This is a genomic window from Candidatus Competibacter phosphatis, assembly GCF_012939995.1.
In the GTDB taxonomy this organism is placed as follows: domain Bacteria; phylum Pseudomonadota; class Gammaproteobacteria; order Competibacterales; family Competibacteraceae; genus Competibacter; species Competibacter phosphatis.
The window spans coordinates 17,477-27,297 of sequence record NZ_SPMZ01000071.1; the positions used below are offsets into that span (position 1 = coordinate 17,477).

11 protein-coding genes and 1 riboswitch are annotated in these 9,821 nt (G+C 52.0%); of the genes, 3 read left to right on the forward strand and 8 right to left on the reverse strand.

Features of this window, described 5'->3' with window-relative positions; translation table 11 throughout:
* Positions 1-15 precede the first annotated feature (15 nt).
* From E4P82_RS18390 to E4P82_RS18400, 3 genes are all read left to right on the forward strand, one after another.
* Positions 16-414, forward strand: coding sequence for a transposase (locus E4P82_RS18390; protein WP_169250242.1), 399 nt, complete (start codon positions 16-18; stop codon positions 412-414).
* A 102-nt stretch (positions 415-516) separates the two neighbouring features.
* A complete protein-coding gene (locus tag E4P82_RS18395) occupies positions 517-1,638 on the forward strand; it encodes a glycosyltransferase (protein WP_246327705.1) in 1,122 nt (373 codons plus the stop codon).
* A 236-nt stretch (positions 1,639-1,874) separates the two neighbouring features.
* Positions 1,875-3,224, forward strand: a complete 1,350-nt coding sequence (locus E4P82_RS18400) for an arsenate reductase/protein-tyrosine-phosphatase family protein (RefSeq protein ID WP_169250244.1) — start codon at positions 1,875-1,877, stop codon at positions 3,222-3,224.
* On the opposite strand, the gene E4P82_RS22430 is transcribed toward E4P82_RS18400, so the two are convergent.
* From E4P82_RS22430 to E4P82_RS18435, 8 genes are all read right to left on the reverse strand, one after another.
* Positions 3,208-3,642, reverse strand: a complete 435-nt coding sequence (locus tag E4P82_RS22430) for an ATP-grasp domain-containing protein (protein ID WP_246327706.1) — start codon at positions 3,640-3,642, stop codon at positions 3,208-3,210. The genes E4P82_RS18400 and E4P82_RS22430 overlap by 17 nt on opposite strands.
* Positions 3,643-3,709: 67 nt before the next feature.
* Positions 3,710-4,420, reverse strand: a complete 711-nt coding sequence (locus E4P82_RS22435) for an ATP-grasp domain-containing protein (RefSeq protein ID WP_246327707.1) — start codon at positions 4,418-4,420, stop codon at positions 3,710-3,712.
* Positions 4,378-5,286 carry an O-antigen ligase family protein gene (locus E4P82_RS18410; protein WP_169250245.1) on the reverse strand — a complete coding sequence of 303 codons (909 nt, stop codon included), beginning with the start codon at positions 5,284-5,286 and terminating at the stop codon, positions 4,378-4,380. Before E4P82_RS18410 ends, E4P82_RS22435 begins: the two co-directional genes overlap by 43 nt.
* A gap of 87 nt (positions 5,287-5,373) precedes the next feature.
* Positions 5,374-5,781: a hypothetical protein gene (locus tag E4P82_RS18415; protein WP_169250246.1), complete on the reverse strand. Its 408-nt coding sequence runs from the start codon at positions 5,779-5,781 to the stop codon at positions 5,374-5,376.
* Between the two features lie 21 nt (positions 5,782-5,802).
* On the reverse strand, positions 5,803-6,132 hold the full coding sequence (locus E4P82_RS18420) for a hypothetical protein (protein WP_169250247.1): 330 nt from the start codon (positions 6,130-6,132) through the stop codon (positions 5,803-5,805).
* Between the two features lie 217 nt (positions 6,133-6,349).
* Positions 6,350-7,123 carry a PKD domain-containing protein gene (locus tag E4P82_RS18425; protein WP_169250228.1) on the reverse strand — a complete coding sequence of 258 codons (774 nt, stop codon included), beginning with the start codon at positions 7,121-7,123 and terminating at the stop codon, positions 6,350-6,352.
* On the reverse strand, positions 7,041-8,828 hold the full coding sequence (locus E4P82_RS18430; protein ID WP_169250248.1) for a PKD domain-containing protein: 1,788 nt from the start codon (positions 8,826-8,828) through the stop codon (positions 7,041-7,043). Before E4P82_RS18430 ends, E4P82_RS18425 begins: the two co-directional genes overlap by 83 nt.
* A 63-nt stretch (positions 8,829-8,891) precedes the next feature.
* Positions 8,892-8,982: riboswitch (cyclic di-GMP riboswitch) on the reverse strand.
* Positions 8,983-9,495: 513 nt separating this feature from the next.
* Positions 9,496-9,821, reverse strand: a 326-nt coding sequence (locus E4P82_RS18435) for an IS4 family transposase (protein ID WP_281383727.1), incomplete at its 5' end; no start/stop codon positions are given.

Genomic DNA, 9,821 nt, shown 5'->3' on the forward strand with positions numbered 1-9,821 from the left:
ACCGCCGACTTCGGAATGCTCCAGCGGGGCGGAGCAGTCATGATCGAGATGCTGGAGAACGTCCGACAAGTGACGATCCAATCCCCGATTATGCAACTCACCGCATCTGGAATGTGGGCATACACTGGTGAATACGACAGTTACCGCCAGTTGCCAGAATGGGGGTTCGACCTACCGTACCGTAGCCATGGGCGGGGCGAATACGCCCGCGATGACGATGAGAATGGCTTCCATGAGGTTCATGTGAATACCGCCGCAAGATTCTGGTCGCCGTTGTGCGCCTGGCTGCGACCTCATCGCGGCATTTCGCGAGAGAAACTGCCGCTCTACTTGGGTTTCTTTCAGTGTGTGCATAACGTGCGCATTCGGGGTAAGGGTCTACTCAGGCCTCTTTTGGAGCTGCTGGTGGCGTAACCAAGCAAACTGCCCGGAATCCACGTTGAGCCATAAACTTTTGCAAGGCAATAAACCCAGGGAAGTAAAATTTTTTGGTTATGCCGATGCTTGTGAATATCTATGATTCGAATCCTACATGTTATTGATACCACGGGTCCTGGCGGGGCGGAAACCGTGTTCGTGGAATTGGCGGACCGACTACGAGCGGACCACTGCTTCAAATCCGTCGTGCTCCTGCGAGGAGCTGGATGGGTTCTTGATGCGTTGCGAAAGCGTGGACTTCACGTCGTCTTGCTGAACGCCAAGGGATCATTCAACTGGCGCTATCTGCTGTCCCTCCAATCGCTGGTTCGGCGTGAGCGGATCGACCTTATTCAATCCCACTTGCTCGGCTCGAACGTGTATTGTGCATTGGCTGGATGGCTGACCCGGCGGCCCGTGGTGGCGACCTTCCACGGCGCGGTGGACATCAACCCGAACGAACGCTGGCGCGGACTCAAGTTCTGGTTGATGCAGCGCGCGGTGAGCCGATACGTCACCGTCTCCCGAAGCCTGGGTGAAACCATCAAGGCGGCGGGTTTGCTCGATCCGGCCCGCGCCTGCGTCATCTATAATGGCGTCGATTTGCAGCGATTCGACCGACCGCGTCACCGCCGCCTGATTCAAGAACTAAAACTGCCTGACGATGCCATTCTCGTCGGCAGCCTGGGTAATGTGCGGCCGGCCAAGACGTATGATGTGCTGATTCGGGCAGCCGACAAGCTTTGTCGCCGCGACCCGCGCCTGTATTTCGTCGTTGCCGGAGACATCAAGCGAAATGTCATGCAACCGCTGGAAGCCTTGCTTGGTGAGCTGAATCTTCGCGAGCGGGTCCGTTTTCTGGGGTTTCGTCAGGATACGGCCGACTATCTGGCGGGATTGGATGTGTTCGTTCTGTCGTCCAGTTCGGAAGGGTTCTCGATCGCCACCATTGAGGCGCAGGCGACCGGCTTGCCGGTTATCGCCACTCGATCCGGGGGACCCGAGGAGATTGTCGAGGATGGCGAGACGGGAGTGCTGGTTCCGATCAATGACCCATCCGCCCTAGCGGATGCCATGTGGCGAGTGATCTCGAACCGGGTCTTGGCCGAGGCGCTCGGCCAGGCTGGGCGAGCTACCGTTGCGCGACGCTTTGCCATTGAAGTGATGGTCCAGGCCTATGAAGAGCTCTACCGACAACTTATCCATGAGAACATCCATTAAACGAACCGTGATTCGCCTGGCGACCTGGCCACCACTGTTCGGCTTGATGAACAGGGTGTTCAACACCGCGCCGATCATTTTTGCGTTGCATCGGCCAATGCGATTGGAATCAGGCATTTATGGCTATGATAACGGGATGATCTCGCAATATCTCGCCTTTTTTAATCCGTCATCGCTATCACATAATCACCGTCGATGCCATTGAGGCCTGGATGCACGGAGAGAATGACAGCGACATGATCAATACGGTGGCCTTCACCTTTGACGATGGATACCAGGATCAAGCGGATCTGATCCGCGAAGTGTTTGTACCGATGGGCGTGCCGGCCAACATGTTTCTGATCACCGACTTTGTTGACGGCAAGACCTGGCCATGGGATGCTAAGATCAATTGGCTGATTTGGAATGCGCCCAGGAAATTAATCAAGATGACTGTGGGTAAGGCTGAACTCAAGCTCGATCTTGATGGTGACGAGCAACAACGGCGGCATGCTTCCAGGATGTTCCGAAACATTGTCAAGTATTTAAAACCCGGGGAAATGCGACGCGCTATTGACGTACTTGCGGCGGCAGTGGAGATATCCCTGCCAGCCGTACCCCCCGCTTGCCATCAGCCCATCGCCTGGGACGAAGCGCGCACACTTGAATCACAAGGTGTCCGTTTCGGTTCGCATTCGGTTAATCACTATGTCTTCAGTAGCTTGGACTACGATGAGGCTGTTCGCCAGTTGCGAGATTCGCGGCAGCGACTCCTTGCCGAGCTGAAATACCCCCTTGCCACATTCTGCTATCCAGTGGGCGGCAATGAAGATTATACCGGACGCGAGTTGCTGGCTTTACCGGAAGCAGGCTATCGCTTGGCCGTGACGATGAGTCCCGGTACCGTGCAAAAACCGCTCTGTCAAGCTAAGCAAGAACAATATACTATCAATCGCTATAGCTTGCCCGAAGTGATCGAGGATTTCTTTCAACAAATATCATGGATCGAACGCATTAAGGATGAATTTCGTAAACTCTCGCCGATGAATTACATCGCTGCATTTTATGGTAGCAAGTCGGGGTTGGCACAAGCCTTTCGAGTCACTGTTAATTATCGGCTTGGAAAATACAAAAAATATAAACAAGTCAACTGGCTAAAAGTCAAGCGACTTGTTTTTGTCTGCAAAGGTAATGTTTGTCGCAGTCCATTCGCCGAGTCGGTTGCAAAGCAATGTGGATTACCAGCGGCGTCCTATGGACTGGTTACTAATCCAGGAACTGCAGTTAATCCTATTGCCTCTCGTATTGCTTTGCAGCTTGGTGTAGACATGACTGAGCATCGGACCAAAAAGTTTAATGTAGAGGAATTAGAAGATGGTGATCTCATTATTGGAATGGAGCCTAGTCATTGCGAGAGCCACTGGTACGCAGGGGTCAGAGTTGATGTACAGTTCGCCTTGCTTGGACTTTTAAAGTCAGTCAACAAAAAGCCTTATTTACATGATCCCTATGGGTTAAGCGAAAGCTACTATTACTACTGCCTGTCTTATATTCAAAGAACAGTTAGCGCCATTTTAATTAGTACTAGAGTTAATATTGGTGCCTGAAAAGATTTTGTAAATATATTTTTATTTCATGCCGAGCCGGCCCCCAATCACCCCAGCGGTCAACTTCATGGCGGGTTGTAAGTGGGTGGGGGATCATGAACTCAAGTAACCGGCGCCATTTCTGTTTTGCGGTGAAGTGGGTTTGATCCCGCAGGACAAGATAAAGACTATCAAAATCGCCCAGCAACCAACGCAGGCGATATCCAATACGATAGGGTGACGAAACCGCCACCGACTCGCCAGCAATAATCTGGTACAGCAGATGGGGAAAATCGATACCCGCATCGATGGCCAATTGTAGTGATCCCCAAAATCGCGTGTTTACTTCCATTAAATAAGGCTCTCCTGCTGGCGTCACCCGAAACTCGACCATCGCGATTCCGTGCCATTGAACGGCATCCAGCAGCCGCTTCGCCATATCCAGCATCCTGGGGTTGGGACGCACGCTCTCCGACAGCACGCTGACTCCGCCGAGAGGGGGTTTTTCACGGATGCGCCGATGCGCAAAAAAACGTGATGGCCTTGCCGTAGTCGTAAAGCGCGAAAATACCGGCGCCGTGACCGGGAATGTAATCCTGCACCATGAAAGGATGGTTTTTAAAATAGGGTTTTTCCTGACGCAGCATCTGCATTTCCGCAAACGAATTGACGACATGCACGCAAGAATGAAGCCAGCCATCTCCAAGCCATATTCGAGATAAGCAGGGTTTCATGACCACTGGAAAATGGTAACCCGAATCCGTTTCGCAAGTTAGGGCATCTTGGCAAAGCCAAGATCGAGGATGAGGAATGCGCTGCGCTTCTGCCAAATTCATCAACTTCCATTTATCAGCCAAGGTTAGCATCGTATCAAGTGCTGGAAAAGGCAGTTTGCAATCCCCAATTTGATCCTGGTGCATCAAGCATAGAAAACTGCTGACTTCGGTCACCGGATAGAGATGGGCGATCTCTTCGGATCGGATAATCCGATACAACCAGTCGATAAAGCGGCCAGGGTCCCGCTGTAGAGATGGGCTTTGCAGATATTTTTTCGAAAAGCAGGATTCTCCCGCCAGAGACCTGGCTGTTTCATCGGATGTCAGAACCTCAATGTTGGAATTCCGTCCCAATGAACGAGTAACAGCGAGAGCGCTTCGCTGATTCGCATCCAGAACTAATACCTTGGTTTTTGGGTGATTCTGGTTGAAGACGACCATTTCAGATTATCTTTGAAGGGAAGTGGCTGATGAAACACCGCTTTTTTTGCACACTGTTTTTTTATTGCCACCTCTTCCACGATCCGATTTTTCTCACGATGCCAAAAAGTATGAATTGCGGTGACAAAAACCAGATGAATCCATAGAAAAGGATAATATGCTACCGTTACGAATTGGCCCGCAATCACATATCCCAATAAGGCGAGATTCACTCCCTTCGTCAAGCTTGCGACAAAAGTATCACCATATTGGGCTGCTTCCTTCCCTATCTTTCGCATGGTCAGCAAGCCAGCGGCTATCAGGGCGAGGAACACGGCAAGTCCTGTAAATCCTGTATCTGTACCTACCTGGATAAAAATATTGTGTGGTAACTCAGCCTTTCCTCTACTAACAGTCATACCTACCAAATCATCTGCATGATGCAAAGTGTAATAAGGGGGAAAATTAAAATAACCGATCCCAAGGAAAGGATGATCTTTGATCATCTGCCAGCCATGTTGCCAGTACAATAGTCGTTGGACTGAAGTATCATCACTGCCCGCCTCCTCAAAACGAACTTTTTGCTCTTGTGGCAGTAGTTGATAACCGATGGCACCGACGAGGCCTATAACAATTAATGTTCTGATGCGATATTTAGTTATCAGGATTGATAGAATAAGCTGTACCATTAGGGCAAGTTGACCGCCACGGCTACTGGTACCAAGAACTGTCATGGCAGCAGTAATCGGCATTAGATAAAGAAGCCTGACTTGCCAGATTTTCAGGTAGGATTTGATCCCTATAATAAAGAAGGTGGCTATTGGGGCGAAGACGACCATCTGAATCGCTAACTCACCAGAATTCTGAAAATAACCTTGCGGTCCCATTAAGCCCCAGCTAGTGAAAGCAAATCCTCTCAATGTCCAAGTTTTGGCACCAAAGAAAGAGAGCTTGAAACTGGCTAGAAAAAAAAATCAGGAGCAGAATAAAAAAAGCGCTGACGAGTGGTGATGGTCTGGGTCAAAAACAAAATACACTACAACCCAATTAAAGTAATCCATAAAATACTTCCAGGATTCCGCAGGCCAGTAAGCATTAAATGAAGATAAAATAATCAAAATTAAGAATACGAAAATTCCAGTAGTAATTTTGTTCCAGATAAATCGGCACTTTGGATCGAACAACCATCCAAGAAGCGCCAAGAAAATGAGCGTTCTTCCCCAATAGGGATAGATATCAAATATCGACCAGATTGCTTGAGGACGAATATATTCGAAAACAAGATAGGCACATGACATCCAGAAAGCAAAACCATCCGTGGCGAACGCTTGCCACAAGGCGCGAAGCTTCAGGGCATAGAGGTCGGTGATTGGGATGCTCATCGGCTGCGTACTGGGGTGGCCTTAAGAGCGCATGACATTGTACCAGCATCCACACACCTGGTACTCGGACATGAGTTCCAAGCTGGGGCGGAAGGTGCTCGCGATGACAACAATTCTCATTTTGGCCTCATGGAGTGATTTGATCCCCACAAACCAACCTGAAAATGTCAATTTTTTTGACAACTTTCCCATTTCTAGGGGCTTCTTCAGCCAAGCAAATCCCACCAGGATTTCAAAATGAGAATTGCTGTCACGCTGACGAGCGTAAGCGGGTATCGTAAAATCGTACCTGAAGCAGTCGATGTGCTGATGTTCTTGTTCCGCCAAAAGCGCCGGCGCGTTTACCATCAAACCGTTGATCTCGACGTTCGGTACACGTACGTACTCCGGTAGTTCTGGATGCCGTAGCGCGACCAGCCCAAGCGTGGCAACCGTGCCCCTCTCAAATTATCCCCACCTTTCGCTTATTCTCCCACTGTTCTTGCATCTTGAGGTACTGCAATTCCTTAACCTGACCAGTCCCCAACAAAAATCATACCCCGCAACTTACGCTGCGGGGTATGCCTTGTTACTTAACGCTTACGTTATTGAAGTTGGCGGTATTGAGCACGCTGTTGTTATGGCTGGTCACCGCCAAGCCAACATACACGCTGGTCGCCATTTGTACAGCGATTCTCGACCCGATCTGAGTCCAAGTCACGCCATCCTGCGACTGGTAAGCATAGAAATAATTACCAGAGCGCGTCAGTTTCACCCAGTAGGGTGCTTTAACGGCGGCACCAGCGGTGTGATAGGAACTACCTCCCGTCTTCGACCGGTACTGGAAGGCCATGCCATTCCCCGAAGTCGCCACTACCATCGCATGTTTCGAGTTGGCATTTAGGCTCTCGCGAATCATCACCCCCGCCTTCGCCCAAGAGTTGGTGTTGGTGATGCTGGCCACCCGCGCCACGATGGTGCAGTCTCCATCCAGTTGTTGATAGGCGAAGCGGAAAGAATCACTTGTATTCCAGATATCGGCACCCGATCCTTGGAGGGTGTAAGTCCCGTTCGTGAAACTGGCGCTACCCTCCAATCTCACGTTTCCGATGTCTTGGCTCAACAGCGAATTCGACACCGAAATGTAGTTGGTCTTCGTGACGATGTCACTGCCACCCGGGCCCGTAACGGTGAGACTGACAGTGTAAGTGCCAGGTTTGGAGAATATTTTCTCTGGATTCTGGATGTTGCTGGTATCGATCGTCGCAGTGGAATCGGTGCTATTGATGAATTTCCACGACCAGGTTTTTGATCGTGCCTTTTGAATTGTCGGTAAATTTAAAGGGCGTTGATATGCTCCCATCGGTCAGATTGACACCGAAATCAGCCAGTGGCGGCGCCTCGGTCACCGAAATTTGCTTTGTGGCAGTGCTGCTACCGGGTGTTACGGTGAGAGTGACGGTGTAGGTACCCACTTTGGGGAAGGTTACCATCGGATTCTGATCGGTTCTGGTGAAACTGGTGCTCGAGTCGGTGTTATGTTGGAAGTTCCAAGACCAACTGGTGGGGATGCCGGTCGAGCTATCGAAGAAGTTGAACACCGTCGCCGTGGTCCCGGTGGTTGCGCCGACAGAGAAGTTGGCGACAGGCTCGGGCTCGGTCACTTTGATGTAACCCGTCTTGGTTTGAACGTTGCTACCAGTTGTGTTGCTGGCGGTAAGAGTGACCGTGTAAGTACCAGCTTTCGTGTAGGTATGGCTGGGATGCTGATCCGAAGTGGTATTGGTATTATCACCAAAGTTCCACGACCACGCTGTCGCATTCGTCGATTTGTCGGTGAACTGCACCTTCAACTGTGCCGGGCCTGAAGTGTGGTCCGCGCTGAAATCCGCCGTCGGGGCCGGGGTGGCAACCACATAATTCGCGGTAATGGTTTGCGGCGATGCGCCGATGGTAATGGCGTGGGTGGCCGCGCCGCCATCCGACCAAGTACCGAAATTGTAATTCGACTGGCTGGCAGGAGCGCTGATGGTGTGCTGGGAACCGACTTCCGCGTCCACCGTAAACGGCGTCGCGCGCGATGCGCCGTCGTAAGTCAGATTCAGCCCGCTGGGCTGCGAATCGAAGGTGTATTGAACCGTGCTGGGACTGGTTCCGCTGGTTTGCACGCTGACGTTGTCCAGGACCGAGGTGTTCAGGGCGCCGTTGTTGTGGCTGGTCACCACCAGGCCGACATAGACGCTGGTCGCCATGCTGATGGTGGCCGAGCCGATTTGCGCCCAATTGGTGCCGTCCACCGACTGATAGGCGGTGAAGGCGTTGCCGGTTCGGGTCAGCTTCACCCAGTAAGGAGCGCTGATCACCGCACCCGCAGTGTGTACGCTGCTCCCACCCGTCGTCGTTCGGCGTTGGAACGCCACGCCATTACCTGCTGTAACCGCCACCATCGCGTGGCGTGCGTTGGCGTCCAAGCTCTCGCGAATCATCACTCCGGCCTTCGCCCAGGAGTTGGTGTTGGCTATGCTGGTGACCCGGGTCATGATGCTGCCGTCGCCGTTCAACGGCTGATAGGCGAAGTGAAAAGCATCAGCCACATTCCAGATATCGTCGCCCGAACCGTTCAAAGTGAAGGCGCCACTGGTATAACTGGCGCTGCCCGCCTGGCCCACGTTGCCGATGTCCATGTCGATCCACGGGCTTGGAAGCGTGGTACTGGACGAAGAAGTCGTGGTGCTGAACGATTTGCTCACCTCATTGGAGTCGGCGCTCTCGACCGTCTTGTCGGTGTTATAGGCACGAACAGCAAAATAATAAGTTTTGCTATCGTCGAGATTGGCCACGGTGTTACTGGTTTGCTTGCCGACATCGACTTCCGAGGTGTAAGCGCCGCTGGATTGCCCGTAAACGACCTTGTAACCCCCTACATCGGGACTAGAACTGGCATCCCAGGCCAGTGTGACCTGACCCGCAAAAACGGTGCTGGTAAAGCAGCACATCAGGATAAGACCCAGCCATCCCAACAAGCGCGGGATCGGATTGAGCTCTGTCGAACGGAATCGAATAGACATCTCCAACCTCCAAATGCACATGCCATGCGAACATGGCTGGCCAGGAGGCTGGCGCTGCGTTCGCTTGGCAACCCTGCGACCATGCCCCGGTGCCCGGGAGTTAGGCCAGTGGTTTTGCGTCCCGCCCTTTCGGAGCGGTTTGCCCTTTTCAAGCTTTTTCAGCTATCTGGATGTGATTGTATGCTCACAACAGAAGCGGCGCAAGCGGAAATTGGTATATTTTAGAGTCAATGTAGCATTTTTTTTTCAATTTTAATCTTGTAGCTGTTCAACATAGAGTCAATATGAGCCGATCCTGAATCATTAATCGGTTCATTTTGAACCAGGTCGGGCTGATTAGACCACTTGATTCTCTGGTTCATGAGACCATGGTCACTCAATCCGCTTCTTCAAGTCACCTTCCCCGTGAGGGGAAGGACTGGAGTGGAAAGCTTAGTACTACAGTTGTAGAAACTCAGGCTAAATTTAATCTGGGCTCTATGAGATTTCCCGTGGAGGCCACAAGATGTAGGGGTGTGGAGTTCAGGTCCAAAGGCGTGGACCTTCGATATCCAGCCACAACCGGCGGAACAGTTCGACCGGATCGTCCAAGCCAAAGCAGCGACGTTTGAGCAACTTCAGTTTGTTGTTGAGCCCCTCGACGAAACCCTGTCCATTACACAGATCTCTATCCGGCTGAGGGAGCAAGGAGCTCGGAAGCCAACTGCATCCCCCAAGCGAGATCACGGGCGCGCTGCAAACCGATCCAGAGCGCTTGAGGGCCGGGAGGGCCGTCGCACTTGCGGCCCAAATGGCCGCCCAGGCGCGCGATCCAAGCGAGCAAGATCGGGAGTGCGGGCGGCGTTTCCGGCGGGGATTTGCGGTGGATGGCAACGTAGACCGCCCGCCATTCGGCGGGGTCCAACACGGCATCACCGGGCAACTCGGGAATGGCTCGACCGAGCACAGTGAGGTAGTGCAGACGCCAAGCGATGATGAGATACAAGGCCAAAG

What these genes read in the sequence shown, in the direction of transcription:
- E4P82_RS18390 (WP_169250242.1), top strand. Translation starts at nt 16, where the DNA reads ATGCTCCAGCGGGGCGGAGCAGTCATGATCGAGATGCTGGAGAACGTC.
- E4P82_RS18395 (WP_246327705.1), top strand. Translation starts at nt 517, where the DNA reads ATGATTCGAATCCTACATGTTATTGATACCACGGGTCCTGGCGGGGCG.
- E4P82_RS18400 (WP_169250244.1), top strand. Translation starts at nt 1,875, where the DNA reads ATGATCAATACGGTGGCCTTCACCTTTGACGATGGATACCAGGATCAA.
- E4P82_RS22430 (WP_246327706.1), bottom strand. Translation starts at nt 3,642, where the DNA reads ATGGCGAAGCGGCTGCTGGATGCCGTTCAATGGCACGGAATCGCGATG.
- E4P82_RS22435 (WP_246327707.1), bottom strand. Translation starts at nt 4,420, where the DNA reads ATGGTCGTCTTCAACCAGAATCACCCAAAAACCAAGGTATTAGTTCTG.
- E4P82_RS18410 (WP_169250245.1), bottom strand. Translation starts at nt 5,286, where the DNA reads ATGGGACCGCAAGGTTATTTTCAGAATTCTGGTGAGTTAGCGATTCAG.
- E4P82_RS18415 (WP_169250246.1), bottom strand. Translation starts at nt 5,781, where the DNA reads ATGAGCATCCCAATCACCGACCTCTATGCCCTGAAGCTTCGCGCCTTG.
- E4P82_RS18425 (WP_169250228.1), bottom strand. Translation starts at nt 7,123, where the DNA reads ATGGGAGCATATCAACGCCCTTTAAATTTACCGACAATTCAAAAGGCA.
- E4P82_RS18430 (WP_169250248.1), bottom strand. Translation starts at nt 8,828, where the DNA reads ATGTCTATTCGATTCCGTTCGACAGAGCTCAATCCGATCCCGCGCTTG.